This is a genomic window from Cellulosimicrobium cellulans (assembly GCF_016921195.1).
GTDB classification, from domain to species: domain Bacteria; phylum Actinomycetota; class Actinomycetes; order Actinomycetales; family Cellulomonadaceae; genus Cellulosimicrobium; species Cellulosimicrobium cellulans_F.
Genome location: NZ_JAFGYF010000001.1, coordinates 1043008 through 1062135, shown reverse-complemented (window position 1 = coordinate 1062135; position 19128 = coordinate 1043008). Strand labels below are relative to the sequence as shown.

The 19128-nt window shown below is 73.2% G+C and carries 19 protein-coding genes and 1 tRNA gene; 9 read left to right on the top strand and 11 right to left on the bottom strand.

Annotated features, from left to right (window positions below):
• Positions 1-144: 144 nt before the first annotated feature.
• Genes JN535_RS04720 through JN535_RS04710 form a run of 3 tightly spaced genes read right to left on the bottom strand, consistent with a single transcriptional unit; the run spans position 145 to position 2054 of the window.
• Positions 145-1077, bottom strand: coding sequence for a hypothetical protein (locus JN535_RS04720; RefSeq protein WP_205202702.1), 933 nt, complete (start codon positions 1075-1077; stop codon positions 145-147).
• Positions 1078-1107: 30 nt separating this feature from the next.
• Positions 1108-1857 carry a hypothetical protein gene (locus JN535_RS04715; protein WP_205202700.1) on the bottom strand — a complete coding sequence of 250 codons (750 nt, stop codon included), beginning with the start codon at positions 1855-1857 and terminating at the stop codon, positions 1108-1110.
• The gene (locus JN535_RS04710; protein WP_307868210.1) at positions 1854-2054 is read right to left on the bottom strand and encodes a helix-turn-helix transcriptional regulator; all 201 of its coding nucleotides are present in this window, start codon (positions 2052-2054) and stop codon (positions 1854-1856) included. The genes JN535_RS04715 and JN535_RS04710 overlap by 4 nt, the downstream gene beginning before the upstream one ends.
• Positions 2055-2154: 100 nt before the next feature.
• Between JN535_RS04710 and JN535_RS04705 the strand changes: the two genes are divergently transcribed.
• Both JN535_RS04705 and JN535_RS21470 read left to right on the top strand, forming a co-directional pair.
• Positions 2155-2778 carry a helix-turn-helix domain-containing protein gene (locus JN535_RS04705; RefSeq protein WP_205202698.1) on the top strand — a complete coding sequence of 208 codons (624 nt, stop codon included), beginning with the start codon at positions 2155-2157 and terminating at the stop codon, positions 2776-2778.
• Between the two features lie 43 nt (positions 2779-2821).
• Positions 2822-3907, top strand: coding sequence for a tyrosine-type recombinase/integrase (locus tag JN535_RS21470; RefSeq protein WP_205202696.1), 1086 nt, complete (start codon positions 2822-2824; stop codon positions 3905-3907).
• Between the two features lie 77 nt (positions 3908-3984).
• Here JN535_RS21470 and JN535_RS04695 read toward each other — a convergent pair.
• From JN535_RS04695 to JN535_RS04685, 3 genes are all read right to left on the bottom strand, one after another.
• Positions 3985-4060 (bottom strand) — tRNA-Thr (locus JN535_RS04695).
• Positions 4061-4172: 112 nt separating this feature from the next.
• Positions 4173-5720 carry an alpha/beta hydrolase gene (locus JN535_RS04690; RefSeq protein ID WP_205202693.1) on the bottom strand — a complete coding sequence of 516 codons (1548 nt, stop codon included), beginning with the start codon at positions 5718-5720 and terminating at the stop codon, positions 4173-4175.
• A 90-nt stretch (positions 5721-5810) separates the two neighbouring features.
• A complete protein-coding gene (locus JN535_RS04685; RefSeq protein ID WP_205202684.1) occupies positions 5811-6404 on the bottom strand; it encodes a hypothetical protein in 594 nt (197 codons plus the stop codon).
• 130 nt (positions 6405-6534) lie between these two features.
• Between JN535_RS04685 and JN535_RS04680 the strand changes: the two genes are divergently transcribed.
• The 3 genes from JN535_RS04680 (at position 6535) to JN535_RS04670 (ending at position 9362) form a co-directional block, all read left to right on the top strand.
• Entirely contained in the window at positions 6535-7779 is a 1245-nt protein-coding gene (locus tag JN535_RS04680; protein ID WP_205202682.1) for a low temperature requirement protein A, read from the top strand.
• Positions 7780-7928: 149 nt separating this feature from the next.
• On the top strand, positions 7929-8303 hold the full coding sequence (locus JN535_RS04675; RefSeq protein ID WP_307868208.1) for an SHOCT domain-containing protein: 375 nt from the start codon (positions 7929-7931) through the stop codon (positions 8301-8303).
• A gap of 69 nt (positions 8304-8372) precedes the next feature.
• Positions 8373-9362 carry a TIGR03557 family F420-dependent LLM class oxidoreductase gene (locus JN535_RS04670; protein ID WP_205202678.1) on the top strand — a complete coding sequence of 330 codons (990 nt, stop codon included), beginning with the start codon at positions 8373-8375 and terminating at the stop codon, positions 9360-9362.
• A 6-nt stretch (positions 9363-9368) separates the two neighbouring features.
• Here JN535_RS04670 and JN535_RS04665 read toward each other — a convergent pair whose 3' ends face one another.
• Positions 9369-10505, bottom strand: coding sequence for a DNA polymerase III subunit delta' (locus JN535_RS04665; RefSeq protein WP_205202668.1), 1137 nt, complete (start codon positions 10503-10505; stop codon positions 9369-9371).
• Positions 10502-11272 carry a dTMP kinase gene (gene tmk, locus JN535_RS04660; RefSeq protein ID WP_205202666.1) on the bottom strand — a complete coding sequence of 257 codons (771 nt, stop codon included), beginning with the start codon at positions 11270-11272 and terminating at the stop codon, positions 10502-10504. The genes JN535_RS04665 and tmk overlap by 4 nt, the downstream gene beginning before the upstream one ends.
• 58 nt (positions 11273-11330) lie before the next feature.
• On the opposite strand from tmk, the gene JN535_RS04655 reads away from it, so the two are divergent.
• Positions 11331-12041 (top strand): HAD-IA family hydrolase, encoded by a 711-nt coding sequence (locus JN535_RS04655; protein WP_240200439.1) that lies wholly within the window; start codon positions 11331-11333, stop codon positions 12039-12041.
• Positions 12042-12128: 87 nt separating this feature from the next.
• On the opposite strand, the gene JN535_RS04650 is transcribed toward JN535_RS04655, so the two are convergent.
• Positions 12129-12632, bottom strand: a complete 504-nt coding sequence (locus JN535_RS04650; protein WP_205202664.1) for a MarR family winged helix-turn-helix transcriptional regulator — start codon at positions 12630-12632, stop codon at positions 12129-12131.
• 88 nt (positions 12633-12720) lie between these two features.
• Between JN535_RS04650 and JN535_RS04645 the strand changes: the two genes are divergently transcribed.
• Positions 12721-12930 (top strand): hypothetical protein, encoded by a 210-nt coding sequence (locus JN535_RS04645; protein ID WP_047231422.1) that lies wholly within the window; start codon positions 12721-12723, stop codon positions 12928-12930.
• A 13-nt stretch (positions 12931-12943) separates the two neighbouring features.
• On the opposite strand, the gene JN535_RS04640 is transcribed toward JN535_RS04645, so the two are convergent.
• Entirely contained in the window at positions 12944-14026 is a 1083-nt protein-coding gene (locus JN535_RS04640; protein WP_205202662.1) for a Gfo/Idh/MocA family protein, read from the bottom strand.
• Between the two features lie 126 nt (positions 14027-14152).
• Here JN535_RS04640 and JN535_RS04635 point away from each other — a divergent pair, with 126 nt between their 5' ends.
• Complete coding sequence (locus tag JN535_RS04635; protein ID WP_205202660.1) at positions 14153-15028, top strand: ABC transporter ATP-binding protein; 876 nt, start codon at positions 14153-14155, stop codon at positions 15026-15028.
• Positions 15025-17694 carry an ABC transporter permease gene (locus JN535_RS04630; RefSeq protein WP_205202658.1) on the top strand — a complete coding sequence of 890 codons (2670 nt, stop codon included), beginning with the start codon at positions 15025-15027 and terminating at the stop codon, positions 17692-17694. Before JN535_RS04635 ends, JN535_RS04630 begins: the two co-directional genes overlap by 4 nt.
• A gap of 57 nt (positions 17695-17751) precedes the next feature.
• Here the strand turns inward: JN535_RS04630 and JN535_RS04625 are convergent, their stop codons facing one another.
• Positions 17752-19128 (bottom strand): MFS transporter, encoded by a 1377-nt coding sequence (locus JN535_RS04625; protein ID WP_205202649.1) that lies wholly within the window; start codon positions 19126-19128, stop codon positions 17752-17754.

The following is a 19128-nucleotide window of genomic DNA, read 5'->3' as shown; positions in this document are numbered from 1 at the left end:
CCTCGTTGAAGTCTGTGCAGGTGCATGCGCCGTCGGTGGTGTTCCATGCGCGGCAGTGATCGTCAGGGATCCACGCACGGCCGTGGATGCGCCATACGTGGCCGCAGGAGCAGAGGCGGTTCTTGTCGCGGACACGGAGCGTCGTCATGCCGTCCTCCGTTCTGCGGTGCACGTGTCGGGGGTGTGGCCGAACTTCTGGCAGGTTCCGCAGTAGCCGCCGCTGGTCGGCACGCCGGGCTGGCCGAGTGCTCCGCCGCTGGGTAGCCGCCGCTTGTCTGAGCTAGGTCGCGGCCTGGCCTTCGCTTTTTTGGTGGCCTCAACGGTCTCGACGGCCCGGATGATTCGGGCCGCTTCAACCGCGGCGTCCCGGACGCTTGTCGCTGGGCTGGCGTCCCGGATCTGCTCGATCAGTGCATGGGACCTCGGGCCGTAGGCCACGAGCACTTGAGATGCGGCCTCGTACTCCTTGTCGACGCCGCCGTTCGCCGCGCGCTGGTGAGGTGCTTCGGGAAGGGGATGTTGAAGTGGTTCCTCGAAGTGGGTTGAAGTGCTTGTAGTAGGGGGTACGCCAGGCGTACCCCTACGGGTACGTTCTCCGTACCCCTGTGGGGTACGCTCAGCGACCCCCTGTAGGGGTACGGCCTCCGTACCCCTGGTCGCGTCGACACTCGTCGCTGACTGCGCCGTAGGGGTACGTTCAGTGACCCCCTGCGTTCGGTCGAATGACAAGACGTACTCGGCCGTCGATCGGTACGTGCCGCGCCGGCTCTTCGACTCATCGATGGCGCCGGCCCGCTTGAGCTCGGCCAGGGCTCGCTTGAGGGTCTGGAACGTCGCGCGCCGCTCCTTCTCGGCGGCAGCACCCTCCGGGCTCGTTGGGTCCTCGGGCTCGGCCGGCAGAGGCTCGTGCCGGACAGCTGCGGAGAGATGCTCGCGCCCGCCGTAGTAGACGCGGGCAGGCTTCCCACCGGTCGGCTGGTCGAGGCTGCACAGCGCCATAAACGTCAGCACGCGGAACGGGAGGTGCGGAAGGTCTCCCCACACCGCGAACGTCAGTCGCACGTTGTCGGTACCCACTCCGCACCTCCCTTCCTTCGCCGGTTCAGGTCAGGCACCCGCCTCGTCGAAGTCGTCGCGGCCGGTAGCGAGGTCGATCGCGGCCTGGAGGGCATCCACGAGTTCCTGTGCCTCGGAGATCGAAAGCTCCGCGACGCGGTAGTGCTCACCGTCCGTGAATCGGCGGATGGCGATGAACTGAGCCCGACTCTCGGGGTTGAGAGTTCTCTTGGTAGTGCGGGTCGCGGTGATCGCGAGCGAGGGCAGTCCGGAGACTCCGCCCTGGTGCTTGATAGTCCCGCTGTGGCCCGTGTAGACGTACACGGGGTGCGACTCGTGGACCTGCTTGCGGTCGCTCAACGGGTGCGCGACCTCGCCTTCCTCCTTCGCGCTGACGCACTCGGCGCACCAGGGGACGAACTGTCCTGCGCTCCGAGGGTGCGGGTCGCGGTTCGAGACCCACGGCTCAGCGGCTTCGCTGAGCCGATTCCACGCCGCGATGTGCGGGGCGACGACATCGGGGACGTTGACATGCTCGGCCTGCCCCTCGTCAGTCGCGTCGACGTTGACGTTGTCGGCGTCAGGTGCCTTCGGCCGGTCGAGCACCATGGGGTGCTTCACGTCGTCGTCGGAGTACTTGGCGGTCGCGTCGAACTGCGCGATGATGGTCATGTTCTTCTCCTTGCTGGGGACTGGAACGTGGTTCGGTGAGCCGTTGGCGCGGCTCTCGGACTGGCCCTCGATCACCGTTGGCGCGGTGCCGGGGGCCTTCTTCGTGTACAGGGTCGACATGGTCATCACGCCGCCGGAAGATCGTCGGCCTGGCTGTCGAGCCAGGCATCGATGTCGGACTGCCGGTAACGCAGGTGCTTCCCGACGCGGATGCCACGAGGGCCTTTGCCCCGGGTTCGCCAGACGTAGATGGTCTTGACCGGGACCCCAAGTTGCCCAGCGACCTCCGCTGGTGTCATCAGTCGCGGCATCAGTTCCGTGGCCACGGTGACTCCTCTCCTCTCCCCAACGCCATGATGTGGGGGCTACGTAAGAGGATGGCGGAGAACGAGCACAAGTGCAACCCCATGCAGTAGCCTCAACACCATGATGGGAACTGACGAGAGCGGGCCGGAGCCGTTCGAGTGGGACGACTACGGCTACGAGACGACGTTCGTCGAGAACATGAAGACGCTGCGCCAGCAGCGAGGGATGTCCCAAAGCGAGTTCGCACGGCGAGCGAGCGCCCGCGGCCTGAGCTTTCACCAGCCCACGGTCCAACGCATCGAGTCGGGGCAACGTCCCCTTCGCCTCACCGAGGCGATCCACATCGCTGCGATCCTCGGGACCGACTTGCAGTCGATGTCTCAAGACTTGTCCTTGCCGTTCGCGTACGACGGCCTTGTTCGAGAGATCGACCCAAAGACCCTCTTCCGCTCGTACGAGAAGGATGTGGAGTCGTTCGTTCGCCGAGCACGGTTCGCGCTCGAGGAGCCGACCGACTACTTGAACTCCTACCTGGCCGCCTGCAAGAGCTTCGGGATTGAACCGAACCCTGAGCTCGTGAGCGCCGCCAAGGAGACGATCCGTGTTCTCGATGTCCTCCGCGAAGAAGCCGAGAGCTTCGCTGTCGCCTTCAAGAGCGCCAAAAGCAGGCTGGAACGGATGGGGCGCGAGTACCCCGACCAGTGGTCCGAGCCGGAGATGGACGGGAAGAGCGATGCCTCGTAGGCCGCTGCCGGTCGGGACGTGGGGCCGGATCTCGAGGACGAAGGTGGACGCCGGCCGATGGGTCGCCCGCGCTCGGTTCCGTGACGACGACGGTGTCACGCGGAAGGTCGAGGCGTGGGGGAAGTCCGGTGCCGCCGCGGAACGGGCGCTCGTCGTGGCGATGACGGACCGGGCGGCGCAGACCGGGGCGGACATCACCCCGATGACACGACTCTCCGCGCTGGGCGACTACTGGCTGCGGACCGAGATCGACGGTTCGTCGCGCTCGACGAACACCCGACAGCGCTACCGGGACATCGTCGAGAAGCAGGTCACGCCGGGCATCGGCGGGCTGCTCGTGCGCGAGTGCACGGTCGCGGCGATGGATCGCTACCTGCGCCGCGTCACCGAGGAGAAGGGCGCGGCGACGGCGAAGCTCTGCAAGTCGGTGCTGTCCGGCATGCTGACGCTCGCGGTGCGGCACAACGCGGCGCCGTCGAACCCGCTGCGCGACGTCTCGCCCATCGAGTCCGAGCATCGTGAGGTCCGCGCCCTCTCGGTCGACGAAGTGCGCGCGCTACGCGAAGCACTCCGGGCTGATGTCCGGGCGGCGCGCGCCGATCTGCCGACGCTCGTTGACGTCATGCTCGCGACCGGGTGCCGGATCGGTGAGGCGCTCGCGCTGCGCTGGTCCGACATCGACCTCGACGCCGGCACGGTGGCGATTACGGGCACGGTTATCCGCGTGAAGGGCCAGGGGCTGACCCGGCAGGACACGACGAAGGGCCGTAAGGTCCGCCGCCTGGTGCTCCCCCAGTTCGCCGTGTCGCTGCTGCTCGACAGGTCGGTGAACGGCCTGCCCGCCGGACCGTGGGACGTCGTCTTCCCGACCGCGAAGGCGGGGCTGCGTGAGGTCGCGACGGTCGAGCGGCAGTGGCGCCTTTTCCGGGAGCGGAACGTGGCGTGGAAGTGGGTCACGCCCCACACGTTCCGCAAGACGGTCGGAACCTTGGTTGACCGGGAGCGTGGGACTGGGGACGCGGCGGCGCAGTTGGGACACAGCTCACAGCGGATCACGACTCGTCACTACGTCGAGACGGCGGATCTGGCGCCCGATGTCAGCGACGTGTTGCAGCGCTTCTCGGAGTGAAAGCGGTGGGTTTCCGGTGGGTGGGTGCCTGGTAACGCAGAAGGCCGGGTCCGAAGACCCGGCCTGACCTGCCGTGATGGAGCCGCCTAAGGGAATCGAACCCTTGACCTATTCATTACGAGTGAATCGCTCTGCCGACTGAGCTAAGGCGGCGTGCTACGTCCCGGTCCGCTCCGCGAACCGCTGGCAACGAGCGCCTACTGTACCCAACGACCGGGCCAGATTCCAAAGCGGCCGGACGGACCGCCGTCGGGCGCGCTCGGCGTCAGCAGCGGAGCCCGTCCTCGGGCACGGTCCCGTCCACGAGGTAGGCGTCGACGGCGTCGCTCAGGCAGGCGTTCGCGCGTCCGTACGCGGTGTGCCCCTCCCCCTCCCAGGTGACGAGGACGGCCGAGTCGAGCGTGTCCGCGAGGCCCTCGGCCCACACGTACGGGGTCGCGGGGTCGTTGGTCGTCCCGATGACGACGATGGGCGCAGCGCCCTCGGCGTGCAGGTCGAACTCCTGCTCCACCACCGGGTACGCCCAGCCGTCGCACGTGAGGCCGCCGAACGCGAAGAAGAAGCCCATCGTCGGCGCGGCCTCCTCGAGGCGCTCGAGCTGGGCCCGCATCGCGTCGGGGTCGTCGTCCTGGCGACCGTCGAGGCAGTTCACCGCGCGGAACGCCTCCGACGAGTTGGTCGAGTACGTCCCGTCGGGGTTGCGGTCGTTGTAGAAGTCGGCCAGGTAGAGCAGCAGGTTGCCCGTGCCCTCCTCGAACGCCTCCGTGAGGGCCTGGGTGAGCACGGGCCAGCTCTGGTCGTTGTAGAGGGTGACCGCGACGCCGTAGAAGCCGAGCGTCTGCGTCACCCTGCGCTCGCTGTCCGTCGGCAGCGGGTTCGCCTTCGCCGCGTCGAGGAGCGAGCGGATCTGCCGCATCCCCGCGTCGGCGTCCCCGCGCAGCGGGCAGCCGCCACCGGCCTGGCAGTCCTCGACGTACGCGCGCAGGGCGTTCTCGAAGCCGACCGCCTGCTGCTCGGAGATCGTGTCGGGGTCGAGCGACGTGTCGATCGCACCGTCGAGCACGAGACGCCCGACCTTGTCCGGGAACAGCCCCGCGTAGGTGGCGCCGAGCTGCGTGCCGTAGGAGTAGCCGAGGTAGGCGAGCTTCTCGTCACCGAGGACGGCGCGCAGCATGTCCATGTCCCGCGCGGCGCTCTGCGTGTCGACCTGGCCGAGCAGGTCGCCCGTGTTCTCCGCGCACGCCTCGGCCCAGGCGCGGCGATCCTCCGCGAGCGCCTCGAGCCCCGCGTCGTCGGTGTCGAAGTCGCGGGACAGGGACTCGTCCTTCGCCGCGTCGTCGAGGCACTCGACGGGCGAGGACTGGCCGACGCCGCGCGGGTCGAACCCGACGAGGTCGTACGCCGCGGTGACGCGCTCACCGACCGTCGGGGCGAGGGACGAGACGAAGTCGATCCCCGAGGCCCCGGGTCCGCCCGGGTTGGTCAGGAGCGAGCCGATGCGCTCCCCCGTCGCGGGCTGCCGCTTCACCGCCAGCTCGATCTCGCCCGCCGCCGGGTCCTGCCACGAGAGCGGCGCGCGCGCCGTCGCGCACTCCCAGCCCGCGCCGCAGTCCTCCCACGCGAGGCTCTGCCCGTAGAACTCCTCGAAGCCCTCCGGCCCGGTCTCACCCGTGCCGGACGCGGAGGTCGCGACGTCGTCCACGGCGGTCTGCTGCTTCGGAGGCACCGAGCACGCGCCCAGGACGAGGGCCAGCACGAGGGTCGCGGCGGCGGCCAGGCTGCGGCGGGCGGAGCGGAAGAGGGGCGTCGTCACCCGCACACGGTAGCCGCTCCCCCGGTCGCCGCAGGACGGTCCCGCCCGGGCGGGACCGTCCTTTCACGCGCTCTTCACCGCAGGGAGCGGCTACTCCTCGACCCAGACCGACTCGCCGGTCGTGCCGTCCGCCGCGGGCGGCACGACGACGGTCCCGCGGTCGCCCAGGACGACGCTCACCTCGCCGCTCGGGTCGACGTCGTCGGGCACCCCGACCACCGAGGTCGCGGGCACGTAGTCCATGGTGCACGGCGTGTCCGGGGCGATCTCGACGAACGTCACGACGACGTCGTCCCCCTCGACCGCGGCCTCGTCCTCCGCGAGCACGGGGCACGTGCTCGATCCGTACGTCACGACGAACAGCAGGCCCGGCTCCGCGCTCCACGCGGCGCCCGTCCCGCCCTCGGTCGGCGCGTCCACGCCGGGCGGCAGGCCCGTGCCGTGCGCGCCCGCAACGACGTCCATCGTCCCGGCGTCGGGCAGGCCCTCCTCCTCGGTGGCGTCGTCCGACGGCTCCTCGGACGCGTCCTCGCCGGGCTCGGTGGACTCCTCGGACGCGGACGGGTCGTCCCCGCCGCCGTCGGTCTCGGAGGCGCACGCCCCCAGGAGGCCGACCGCGAGGACGAGCGAGAGCGCAGACGCGGCACGTGCCGACCGGGAGACGGGGCGGCGGACGGGAACCATGGGGACTCCTCGGTCGACGACGGGTGGCGCGACCATCGTGGTCCCTGCGGGGCGGTCGTGCGCGGCGAACCGCGACGCGCCGGGCGATCGTGACCGGACGGTGACCCGACGCCGGTGGGAGCATCCCAGCATGGACGCACCGTTCACGACGCCCGGCACCGGGCGGTCCCCGCTGCGCTGGGGACTGCGCACCGACCTCCTGCGGCACGGCGACGGCGGCGACTCGAGCCGCGTCGGCTACGTCGAGCTCTTCTTCGACCTCGTCTTCGTCTTCGCGGTCACCCAGCTCTCGCACGGCCTCATCGCCCACCCGGGCGGTGAGGCGCTCGCCCACACGCTCGTCCTGGGTGTCGCCGTGTGGTGGGTGTGGGTCGACACGATGTGGGTCACGAACTGGCTCGACCCCGAGCGCGCCCCGGTGCGCGCGATGCTCGTGGTGCTCATGCTGCTCGGGCTCGTCCTCGCGAGCGCGATCCCGGAGGCGTTCGGCGACAAGGGCCTGCTGTTCGCCGTGATGCTCGTGTCGATGCAGGTCGGGCGCAGCGTCTTCACGATGGTCGCGATGGGCCGCGTGTGGCCGGAGAACGCGGTGAACTTCGTCCGCGTCACCACATGGCTCGCGTTCTCGGGTGCGGTGTGGGTGGCAGGCGGCCTCGTCGAGGAGCACCGGCTGCTCCTGTGGGCCGTCGCGGCCGCGATCGACGTCGCCGGTCCGCGCGCCATGTTCTGGCTGCCCGGCATCGGCGCGTCACGCGCGAGCACGTGGGTCGTGCGGGGCGAGCACATGGCCGAGCGCGTCAGCCTGTTCGTCATCATCTGCCTGGGCGAGTCGATCATCGTCACGGGCGCCGCGTTCGCGGAGCTGCCGCTCGACGCGACGACCGTCTCCGCGTTCTGCTCCGCGTTCGCGAGCACCGTGCTCATGTGGCTGCTGTTCTTCGACCGCTCGGAGCGGCGCGCCACCGAGTACTTCACCTCGCGCGACGAGCGCGGCATGGTGGCCCAGACGGCCTACACGTACGTACCGTTCGTCATCGTCGCCGGGATCGTGCTCACGGCGGTGGCGGACGAGCTGGTCCTGCTCCACCCGACGGGGCACGACGGCGCGGGCCACGCCGACCCGTGGACGGCCGCGCTCGTGTGCGGGGCCGCGACGACGTACCTCGTCGGGAACGCGCTGTTCCGCCGCGCGACGGGTGGCCCGTGGTCGCTGCCGCACCTCCTCGGCGCCGTCGCCGTCGGCGCGCTCTACGCGACGCACGCGTGGCTCACGCCCCTCACGCTCAACTGGGTCACCGACGGCATCCTGCTCGCCGTCATCGTCGGTGACGTCGCCCGTGCGCGGCGTCGACGAGCGGCCGCCGACCCGGGGTGATCCGCGTCGAGAGGCGAGGTACGGCCTCTTCGCGCGCTCCACCCGGCTCTCGCCGGGCACGAACCCCCCGTCGTCGCTAGGTTCGCCCTGTCGGTATGCGGCAGCCCGCCGCGCACCGGGAACCGGGATCGTCGAGAAAGGGCGCGACCGTGGACTTCTGGGACTTCTTCTGGCTCCTCGTCTGGAGCTTCCTGTTCATCGCCTACCTCATCGTGCTCTTCCAGATCGTCGCGGACCTGTTCCGTGACCGCGAGCTCTCGGGCTGGTGGAAGGCCGTGTGGATCATCTTCCTCATCTTCCTGCCGATCCTGACGTCGCTCGTCTACCTCGTCGCGCGCGGGCGCGGGATGGCGGAGCGGCAGGCGGCCGCCGTCGCGCAGGCGAAGAACGACACCGATGCCTACATCCGCCAGGTCGCGAGCACGTCGCCGGCCGAGCAGATCACGCACGCGAAGGCGCTCCTCGACTCCGGGGCGATCACGCCCGAGGAGTTCGCGCAGCTCAAGGCGAAGGCGCTCGCCTGACCTTCGCGTGACCGGACGGACCGGCCGCACCCGCGTGCGGGTGCGGCCGGCCCGTCCCACGATCGAGGTATGACCCGCTTCGGCTACACCCTCATGACCGAGCAGTCCGGCCCTCGCGCGCTCGTCGAGCACGCGGTCGACGCGGAGCGCGTCGGCTTCGAGTTCGAGGTGATGAGCGACCACTACTTTCCGTGGCTCGACGCCCAGGGCCACTCCCCCTACGCCTGGTCCGTGCTCGGCGCGGTCGCCCAGGCGACCGAGCGCGTCGGGCTCATGACCTACGTGACCTGCCCCCTCATGCGCTACCACCCGGCGGTGGTCGCGCAGAAGGCCGCGACGGTCGCCCTCCTCTCCGACGACCGCTTCACCCTCGGCCTCGGAGCCGGGGAGAACCTCAACGAGCACGTCGCGGGCGAGCGCTGGCCCGCGGTCGGCGAGCGGCACGACATGCTCGAGGAGGCCGTGGAGATCATCCGGTCGCTGCTCGACGGCGAGCGCCTCACGTTCGAGGGCGTGCACTACCGGGTCGACTCGGCCCGGCTGTGGGACCTCCCCGACGAGACGGTGGAGATCGGCGTCGCCGTCTCCGGCCCGCAGTCGATCGAGCGGTTCGCCCCGCTGGCGGACCACCTCGTGACCACCGAGCCCGACGCCGACGTCGTCGAGCGGTGGTCCGAGGTCCGGGACCGCGCGGACCTCGCTCCGTCGCGCGTCGTCGGGCAGATGCCGATCTGCTGGGACCCCGACGAGGACGCCGCGGTGGCCCGTGCGCACGAGCAGTTCCGCTGGTTCGGGGGCGGCTGGCGCGTCAACGCCGACCTGCCCACGACCGAGGCGTTCGAGGCGGCGACCGCTTTCGTGCGGCCCGAGGACGTCGCGCAGTCGATCCCGTGCGGCCCGGACCTCGACGCGATCGTCGAGGCGGCGTCCGCCTGGTGGGAGGCGGGGTTCACGGACCTCGCGCTGGTCCAGGTGGGCGAGGTCGGGCAGCGCGAGTTCCTCGCGGACGCCGCGGGCCCGCTCCTGGAGAAGCTGCGCGCGGCGGCGCCGTCGAGCTAGTGGCCGTCAGCCCTGCGGCCGCAACGCGATGACCATCGCCTCGACGGCGAGGAGCGGTGCGACGTTGCCCTCGAGCCGCTCGCGCGCGACGCCGATCGCGTCCATGCGGCGGACGGTCTGCTCCGGCGTGGAGTCCTCGGCGAGCAGGCGGACCGCGTCCGCGAGCTCGACGTTGACGAGCTCGACCTCCGCCCCGAGCTGCACGACGAGCACGTCCCTGTAGAGGGACAGCAGGTCGACCATCGCGCGGTCGAGCACGTCGCGCTGGTGCCGGGTCGCGCGCCGCTTCTGGTCGGCCTCGAGGTCGCGGAGCTGGGAGCGCAGGCGGGGCGGCAGGGTCTCGCCGTCGGCGACGCCGAGCGCGCGCAGCAGCTCGGCCTTCTCGGCCGCGTCGCGCTCCTCGGTCGCCGCCTTCGCCTCGGCCTGGGCCAGGTCCACGAGCTCGCCCGCCGCGAGCACGGCGTCGCCCACCCCCCGGACCCGGCGCGCGAGCGACAGCACCGACGTCCGGCGCTCGCGCGCCCCCGCGTCCCGGGCGAGCCGCCGCGCGAGCCCGATGTGGCTCTGCGCCGCGCGGGCGGCGACGAGCGCGACGTGCTCGTCGACGCCGTCGCGCTGGACGAGCAGCCCGGCCACGGCCTCGACCGGAGGCACGCGGAGCACGACGCCACGGCACCGGGAGCGGATCGTGACGAGCACGTCCTGCGGGCTCGGCGCGCAGAGGATCCACACCGTGTGGGGTGCGGGCTCCTCGATCGCCTTGAGCAGCACGTTGGTGGTGCGCTCCGCCATGCGGTCGGCGTCCTCGACGACGATCACGCGACGCCGGCCCTGCGACGGGCTGCGGCTCGCGACCGTCACGAGGTCGCGCACCTCGTCGATCTTGATCGTCACGAGCTCGGTCGCGACGAGGGTCACGTCGGGGTGGGTCCCGGCCAGCGTCGTGCGGCACGCCTGGCAGTGCCCGCACCCGCCCTGCTCGCACTGGAGCGCGGCGGCGAACGCGCGCGCGGCGTTCGAGCGACCGGAGCCGGGCGGTCCGGTGAGCAGCCACGCGTGCGTCATCGCGGCGGGGTCGGTCGCGGCGGTGCGGAGCACCTCGACGGCCTGCTCCTGGCCGACGACGTCGTCCCAGACGGTCACGCGGCCCCGCTCCCCGTCGCCGGCCCGGCGGCGCCCGGACCGAGGCCGAGGCCGAGGCCCGGCGTGTACCCGATCGCGCTGTCGGTGTCGTCGAAGCCGTCGTCGGGCTCGGCAGCGACCGTGTCCTCCGCCTCCTCCACGACCGGCGTCAGCTCGAGCCGGGCCGCGACGTCGACGCGGATCTGCGCCTGGAGGTCGTCGATGGAGGTCGTGGCGTCGAGCACGACCCAGCGCTCCGGGTCCGCCGCCGCGCGCGCGAGGAACGCCTCCCGCGTGCGACGGTGGAACTCTGCCCCCGCGCGCTCCAGGCGGTCGTGCTGCCGTCGGATCCGCGCGGAGGCCGCGGCGGGGTCGAGGTCGAGCAGGATCGTGACGTCCGGCATGAGGTCCTGCACGGCCCAGCGCGAGATGAGCTCGATCTCGTCCGCGCCGAGCTCGCGCCCGCCCGCCTGGTACGCGACCGACGAGTCGAGGTAGCGGTCCGTGACGACGATCGCGCCGCGCTCGAGCGCCGGTCGCACCAGGCTCGCGACGTGGTGCGCGCGGTCCGCGGCGTAGATCAGCGCCTCGGTGCGGGGGTCCATGTCCTGCCCGTGGAGCACCGCGGCGCGCAGCTCCTTGCCGAGCTCGGTGCCGCCGGGCTCGCGCGTGAGCACGACCTCGCGACCCGTGAGCTCGCCGAGCCACTGCCCGAGCAGGCGCGCCTGCGTCGACTTGCCGACGCCGTCGCCGCCCTCGAACGAGATGAAGTACCCGGGTGCGCTCACGGCGTCCACCCTAGCCGCGCCGTCGGACACCGGTGCGGCCGCGGGCTAGCCTCGGGGCATGCCCGACCCTGCTGCCGCGCCCCGCCCTCTGCCCACCCCCGGCGTCGCGTTCGCCGGACGCACGTTCGACGCCGTGCTGTTCGACATGGACGGCACGCTCATCGACTCCGTCCCGGCGGTCGACCGGAACTGGCGGCGCTGGGCCGCGGAGCACGGCCTGCCCGACCCCGAGGAGTTCCAGATCCAGCACGGCACGCCGGCGCGCACGCTCATTGCCGAGCTCCTGCCGGAGGACCGGGTCGAGTCGGCCTACGAGCGCATCCACGAGCTCGAGCTGGAGGACAACGAGGGCGTGACGATCCTGCCCGGGACGCGGGACGCGCTCGGCGCGCTCCCTGCCGAACGGCAGGCGATCGTCACCTCGTGCACGCGCCCGCTCGCGTCGGCGCGCATGGCGGCGTCGGGGCTCGACGCCCCGTCCGTCGTCGTGACGGCCGACGACGTCGCGCGCGGCAAGCCCGACCCGGACCCGTTCCTGCTCGGCGCGGAGCGCCTCGGCGTGGACCCCGCTCGCTGCCTCGTCGTCGAGGACGCCCCGGCGGGGATCGCCGCGGCGCGCGCGGCGGGCTGCGCGACGCTCGCCGTGACGGGCACCCACGCGGCGGACGAGCTCGCGACTGCGTCCCCCGCCCCCGACGCGCTCGCGGCGGGCCTCGCGGCGGTCCGCTTCGTCGTCGGTCCCGACGGCGTCCGCGTCACCGACGCCTGACCACCCCGCCGAGCATGGGATTGGCTCCCGCCCTCGTCCCCTGACGGGCCAGAACCGCATGGTCGGCGGGCAGCAGGCGCATTTTCGTCAGTAGACGCCCGCGCGCAGCGCGGCGGCGACGACCTTCGAGGCCGCGGCGTGCACCTCGGCGAGCTCGTCGAGGCTGAGTCCCGTGGCCGCGACGATCGACGGGGGGATGCTCTCGGCGTCCCGGCGGCGGGCGCGCCCCTCGGCCGTGAGGGTCACGCGGACCTGCCGGCCGTCGTCGGGCGAGCGCGACCGGCGCACGAAGCCGAGCGCCTCGAGCCGCTTGAGCAGGGGCGAGAGCGTCCCGGCGTCGAGATGGAGGCGGCTCGCGAGGTCGCCCACGGTCGACGTCGTGCCCGCGGCGTCGTCCTGCCAGAGCGCGAGGAGCACGAGGTACTGCGGGTGCGTGATGCCGAGCGGCTCGAGCAGCGGGCGGTACAGCGCGACCATGCCCCGAGCGCCCGCCGAGAGCGCGAAGCACACCTGCGCCTCGAGCGCGAGGGGGTCGGCGAACAGCGTGCCCGCACCCCGCGCGCCCGTCCCGTCGACCTCGTCACCCGCCATGGCGCCATGGTACCGAGGATCGCGCTATTCTTGGCACACCAATGATTGGTGTGCCAACCATCTGACGAGACCTGCAGCGGAGGACACCGTGGCGCGGAAGAACGACAGGCGCACGCTCGGCATGCGCATCACCGAGGGCTTCCTCCCGATCTTCGGCCCCGCCCAGGTGGGCCGGCAGGACGCGGACGGGCGCGGCGTCTCCGACGCGGAACGCGAGCGCGACCAGGAGCTCAAGACCCGCTTCGAGCGCGTGACGGGCCCGGACGGCCGCAGCTACGTCGTCGAGCACACCGACTGACCGCCCGCGAGACTCACTCCCCCGGGTACACGACCCCGATCTGACGACGGACCTCGTCGAGCGTCCGCATGACCTCGAGCGTCGAGTCCCACGACATGCGCGGGCTCTGCGTCTCGCCCGCGGCGACGCGGCGCGCGACCTCGGCCGCCTGGTACTGCTTGCCCTCGCCCGTGAAGCCGTCGTAGTACCAGGACGCGCCGTCGTGGCGGACCACGCGGAACGACGTCGGCGCGTAGAAGTTGCCCTCGACCTCGATGCGCCCCGCCGTGCCCGAGATCACCGCGGTCGTCGCGGTGCGCGACCACAGCGTCGTCGAGAGCGTCGCCTGCGTGTCGCCGTAGCCGAGCACGACGCTCACCTGCCCGTCCACGCCCGTCTCGGTGAGCGAGCCCACCGCGGTGACCGACGACGGCACGCCCAGCAGGTCGTGCGCGAACGAGACCGGGTACACGCCCAGGTCGAGCAGCGCGCCGCCGGCAAGCTCCGGCGCGTAGAGGCGGTGCGCCGGGTCGAACGCGAACCACTGCCCGTGGTCGGCGCTGAGGTTGACGACGTCGCCGATCTCGCCGCGCGCGATCACCCCGCGCAGCGCGGCGACGTGCGGCAGGAACCGCGTCCACATGGCCTCCATGACGAACACGCCGGCCTCGCGCGCGGCGTCGAGCACCTCGACCGCCTCCGCCTCGTTGCGCGTGAACGCCTTCTCGACGAGCACGTGCTTGCCCGCGCGGATCGCGAGCAGCGCGTGCTCGTGGTGGTGCGAGTGCGGCGTCGCGACGTAGACGACGTCCACCTGCGGGTCCTCGACGAGCTCCTCGTAGCCGTGGTGCGTCGTCGGCACGCCGTGCGCGGTCGCGAAGCGCTCGGCGCGCACGCGGTCGCGCGACCCGACGGACGCGACACGGCCCTGCGTGTGCACGCGCACGGCCTCGGCGAACGACGACGCGATGCCGCCCGCGCCGAGGATGCCCCAGCGGACCGGGGGTGCGCTGCGCGGGTCGGGGACCGTGCCCGTGACGTCGGCGGACAGGTCGGGGACGGGGTGGACGGCGGACCGGGCGGACTGCCCGGCGGGCGTGGGGGCGACGGTGCTCATGACCCCACGCTATCCCGGTGGGATCGCTCCCACGCCGCGGTGTCCACGGATCGTCGGCCTGCGCGGCACGGCATCTCCCCCACGCGGGTGGTGCGGCGTGGGGCGCGGCGCGCCACGATGGGGAGCATGACGCCCCCCGCCCCCCGGACCGACGCGCCGACCGGCACCCCGGACGCGCCCGAGGCGCGTGCGAGCGCGCGGGATCTCGTCAAGGTCTACGGGTCGGGCACGACCGCGGTGCGCGCGCTCGACGGCGTCGACGTCGACTTCGCGCGCGGGCGCCTCACCGCGATCATGGGACCGTCGGGCTCCGGGAAGTCGACGCTCATGCACTGCCTCGCCGGGCTCGACTCGCCCACGTCCGGGAGCGTCGTGATCGACGGGCAGGAGATCAGCCGCCTCTCGCAGCGCCGCCTCACGGCCCTGCGCCGCACGCGCGTCGGGTTCGTCTTCCAGGCGTACAACCTCGTGCCGACGCTCACCGCGGCGGAGAACATCACGCTCCCCCTCGACATCGCGCGCGCACCCGTGGACCGCGGGTGGTTCGACGAGGTCGTCGACTCCGTCGGGCTGCGCGACCGCCTGCACCACCGCCCGTCCGAGCTCTCCGGCGGCCAGCAGCAGCGTGTCGCGTGCGCGCGGGCTCTCGTCTCACGGCCGTCGATCGTGTTCGCCGACGAGCCGACCGGCAACCTCGACTCCCGCTCCGCGGGCGAGGTGCTCGCGTTCCTGCGCCGGTCCGTCGACGAGCTCGGGCAGACCGTCGTCATGGTCACGCACGACCCGCGCGCGGCGTCGTACGCGCACCGCGTCGTGTTCCTCGCCGACGGCCGCCTCGCGGGCGAGCTGCACGACCCGACGCAGCAGGACATCCTCGACGCGCTCGCGCTCGCGGCGGACGACGACGGCCAACCGGCCGGGTCCGCCGCTCCCGGGCCCGCGGCTCCCGACGTGCCCGCGGCGCCCGTCGGTCGGCACGCCGCCCCGGTCGACCCCGCATGATCCGCGTCGCGCTGCGGGGCGTGCGCGCGCACGTCGTGCGGTTCGCGCTCTCCGTGCTCGCCGTGACGCTCGGCGTCGCGTTCGTCGTCGGCACGTTCGCGTTCCGCGGCATGCTCTCCTCCACGTTCGACGACATCATCGCGACGACGCTGACCGCCGACGTCTACGTGCGCGGGTCGCAGGAGGTCACCGGGGACGCGGCCGCGCCAGGGGGCGGAGGCGGCGGGGGCGGCAACGGGTTCGCGGGCGACCGCACGCTCGTCCCGGCCGACCTCGCGGCGGACGTCGAGGCGGTCGACGGGGTCGCGCGGGCAGTCCCGGATGTGTCCGGGCCGGTCGTGCTCGTCGCGGCCGACGGGACCGCCGTCGTGACGACCGGCCCGCCCAGCACCGCGTTCTCGGTCGACCCCGAGGACCCGAGCCTCACGCTGCTCGACGGGGCGTGGCCGCAGCGCGGCGAGATCGTCCTCGAGCAGAGCGCGGCGGAGACGGCCGGGCTGTCGACGGGCGACGAGACGACGGTCGTGCTGGGGGGCGAGCCGACGCCGGTGACCGTCTCCGGGGTCTTCGGGATCGAGGCCGCCGCGGCGGGGGCCGTGCTCGTCGGGATCGACGGCGAGACCGCGCGCGAGGTGTACGCACCGGACGGCATGGTGCCGCAGCTCTCGGTCTGGTCGTCGCAGACGTCGGGGGAGGTCGACGAGGACGCGCTCGCGGAGCGCGTCGGGGACGTGCTGCCCGAGGGTGCCGAGGCCGTGACGGGCGAGCAGGCGCGCGCCGAGGCGAGCGAGGCCGTCGAGGAGGTGCTCGGGTTCGTCGAGACGTTCCTGCTCGTGTTCGCCGCGATCGCGCTGTTCGTCGGCGCGTTCATCATCGCGAACACGTTCGCCATGTCGGTGCGGGAGCGGTTGCGCGAGCTCGCGCTGCTGCGCGCGCTCGGCGCGTCGCCGGGCCAGGTCTTCGCCTCGGTCCTGGTGCAGGCGCTCGTCGTCGGGCTCGTGGGCGGCGGCCTCGGCGTCCTGGCCGGCGCGGGGCTCGTGCGCGTCATCCGGTGGGGGCTCGCGCTCGCCGGCATGGAGTTCTCCGGCCGCGTGCCGCTCGGCACGACGCAGGTCGTCGCGGCGGTCGCGCTCGGGGCGGTCGTCAGCGTGCTCGCGGCGGTCCTGCCCGCGCGGCGCGCCGCCGCGATCCCGCCGGTCCAGGCGATGCGTGACGACGTCGCCCCGGACCGCGGGACCGGGATCCGGGCGGCGGGCGGGATCGTGCTGGTCGCGGCGGGCGCCGGGGTGCTGTGGCTCGCGGCGTACCTCGGGTCGTCGGTCGCGGAGGCGCCGACCGGCTGGGCGTGGGTCGACGACCTGAGCCCGCGCCTGCTGCTCGGCGTGGGTGCGGGCCTCGTGCTCGTGGGGGTGCTCGTCGGCTCCCCGGCGGTCGCGCGCGGCGTGCTCACCGTGCTCGCGTGGCCGCTCGTCGTGGCGCTGCGACCGCTCGGGCGCCTCGCGCGCGGCAACGTCACGCGCAACCCGCGCCGCACGGCGAGCACCGCCGGTGCCCTGCTCATCGGCATGGCGCTCGTGTCCGTCACGGGCGTCATCGCCGCCTCGACCCAGGCGTCCGTGCGCAGCATCGTCGAGAACGAGGTGCGCGCCGACCTCGTGGTCGACTCCGCGACGCTCGTCGTCCCCGAGGGCGCCGTCGAGGCGGTGACCGCGACCCCGGGCGCCGCGGTGGTGGACACCGTGCGGCTGGGCCTCGCGCCGGTCGCGACGGTCGAGGGCGCCGGAGCCGAGGGGTCGGGCGCCGACGCGGCCGACGACGGCGCGGCGCGCGGCACCGACGTCGCCGGCGTGCCGGCCGGGTTCTTCGACACCGCCCTCGACCCCGTGGCGCTCGCCGGAGACCCGACGGGGACCCTCGAGGACGGGGACGTCGTCGTGCACCGGCGCACCGCGCGCGAGCGAGGCTGGGAGGTGGGCGACACCCTGCGCCTCGGTGAGGGCGCCGCCGCGGTCGAGGCGCGCGTGGGCGCGGTGATCGACAGCCAGCTCGTCGGGACGGGCGTTCTGGTGCGCGACGACGTGTTCGACGCCGTCGTACCCGCCGCGCAGGCGAGCGTCCGGATCGTCTACGTGTCGGCGGCGGAGGGTGCGACGCCGGCGGAGGTCGAGGAGCTGCGCGCTGCGCTGACGACCGCCGTCGAGCCGTTCCTCGTCGTCACCGTGCTCGACCGCGAGGACACGGCGTCCGCGTTCGCCGACCAGGTGAACCAGGTGCTCGTCATCCTCTACGCGCTGCTCGCGCTGTCGATCGTCATCGCGCTGCTCGGCATCGTCAACACGCTCGCCCTGTCGATCATCGAGCGCACGCGCGAGATCGGGCTGCTGCGCGCCGTGGGCCTGGGGCGGCTCCAGCTCGCGGGCGTCATCGCGATCGAGTCGGTGCTCACGGCGGTCTACGGGACCGTGCTGGGCGTCGCGACGGGCATCGGGATCGGGGCCGCGCTGCCCGGCGTGCTCGCCGACGAGGGCCTGAGCACGCTCGCGGTCCCCTGGGGCCAGGTGCTCGCGATCCTCGGCGTCGCCGTGGTCATCGGCCTCGTCGCGAGCGTGTGGCCCGCGATCCGCGCCGCCCGCCTCCCCGTGCTCGACGCGGCGACCGTCGACTGACCCGACCCGCGCGGGAGACGGTCAGGCTCCGGGCACCCGACGCGACAGCCGCCGCGCTCAGCCCACGGGGACCGTCTCCGGAACCGGGGTGCGGTAGCGGCGGAGCGGGGCGTTGCGCCACGCCACCAACCCGACGACGGCGCTCGCCACGAGCCCGCCCGCGACCAGCGCGACGGGCGCCGACGTGAGCGACGCGAGCACTCCCCCGCGGAAGTTCCCGACCTCCGGTCCCGCCACGCCCACCACGTGCTCGACCGACGACACGCGACCACGGAACTCGTCGGGCGTCTCGAGCTGGACGAGGGCGCCGCGCGTCACCACGCTCACCGTGTCGGCGGCGCCCGCCACGGCGAGGCACGCGAGCGCGAGCCACAGCGGCCCCGCGAGGCCGAACCCGGCGAGCGCGACGCCCCACGTCGCCGCCGCGGCGAGCTGCAGGGCGCCCGAGCGGGTCGCGCGCGTCACCGCTCCCGAGATCAGCCCGGCGCCGATGCCGCCCACTGCGACGGCCGAGAGGAACAGGCCGAGGGTGCGCGGGTCGCCGTCGAACCGGAGCTCGTTGACGAGCGGGAAGAGCGAGATCGGCATCGCGAGCACGGTCGCCGCGACGTCGGTCGCGAACGAGCCGCGCAGCGTCGCCTTGCGCCAGACGATCGACCATCCGCCCGCGGCCGCCCGACGGCGCGGCACGACCGCCACGGCCGGCACGGGTGCGGCGACCGGCGCACCCGTCACCAGGGCCTCGCCCCGCGCGTCCGGCCCCGCCGCGCGGTCGTCGGGAACCCTGCCGGCCAGCGCCGGAGCGGGGACGACGTCGGACGAGCCAGCAGCGCTGCCCGGCGGGAGCGGAGGGAGGCGGACGAGCCCCAGCAGCGCGACGACCGCCGCGGCGGCCTGCAGCCCGTACGCCGCCGGGAGGTCCCAGCGCGCGAGCACCAGGCCGGCGAGCGCAGGGCCCACGAGCATCGCGACCTGGAACGAGAGGTTCTGGAGCGCGAGGCCCGCGGCGACCTGGTCGGACGGCAGGAGTCGCGGCGGCACCGTCCGCCGGGCCGGGGATCCCAGCGCGTTGCACGCCGCGCCGAGGCTCACGAGGCCGAGGAGCACCCACACCGACCGGTTGCCCGCGAGCGCCTGCGCGGCGAGCCCCACGGCGGCCAGCACCTGCCCGGCCGCGGCCAGCCGCATGATCGTGCGCCGGTCGTGCACGTCGGCGAGGTGGCCGCCGACGAGCCCGAGCGTCAGGAGCGGGACCGCCGTGGCGAGGCCGATCGTGCCCGTCCACAGCGGGCTGTGCGTGAGCTCCCAGACCTGGAGCAGCACGGCGACGCTCGCGATCTGGAAGCCCAGCCCACCGACGGCGGACCCGGCCCACAGGTCGCGGTACGCGCGGTTCGCGCGCAGCGGTCGTAGGTCGAGGACGTGGTCGCGCAC

Excerpts from the sequence above, each read along its gene's own strand:
- JN535_RS04685 (WP_205202684.1), bottom strand. The coding sequence starts at position 6,404 with ATGGTTCCCGTCCGCCGCCCCGTCTCCCGGTCGGCACGTGCCGCGTCT.
- JN535_RS04670 (WP_205202678.1), top strand. The coding sequence starts at position 8,373 with ATGACCCGCTTCGGCTACACCCTCATGACCGAGCAGTCCGGCCCTCGC.
- JN535_RS04650 (WP_205202664.1), bottom strand. The coding sequence starts at position 12,632 with ATGGCGGGTGACGAGGTCGACGGGACGGGCGCGCGGGGTGCGGGCACG.
- JN535_RS04630 (WP_205202658.1), top strand. The coding sequence starts at position 15,025 with ATGATCCGCGTCGCGCTGCGGGGCGTGCGCGCGCACGTCGTGCGGTTC.
- JN535_RS04680 (WP_205202682.1), top strand. The coding sequence starts at position 6,535 with ATGGACGCACCGTTCACGACGCCCGGCACCGGGCGGTCCCCGCTGCGC.
- JN535_RS04640 (WP_205202662.1), bottom strand. The coding sequence starts at position 14,026 with ATGAGCACCGTCGCCCCCACGCCCGCCGGGCAGTCCGCCCGGTCCGCC.
- JN535_RS04655 (WP_240200439.1), top strand. The coding sequence starts at position 11,331 with ATGCCCGACCCTGCTGCCGCGCCCCGCCCTCTGCCCACCCCCGGCGTC.
- JN535_RS04705 (WP_205202698.1), top strand. The coding sequence starts at position 2,155 with ATGATGGGAACTGACGAGAGCGGGCCGGAGCCGTTCGAGTGGGACGAC.
- JN535_RS04635 (WP_205202660.1), top strand. The coding sequence starts at position 14,153 with ATGACGCCCCCCGCCCCCCGGACCGACGCGCCGACCGGCACCCCGGAC.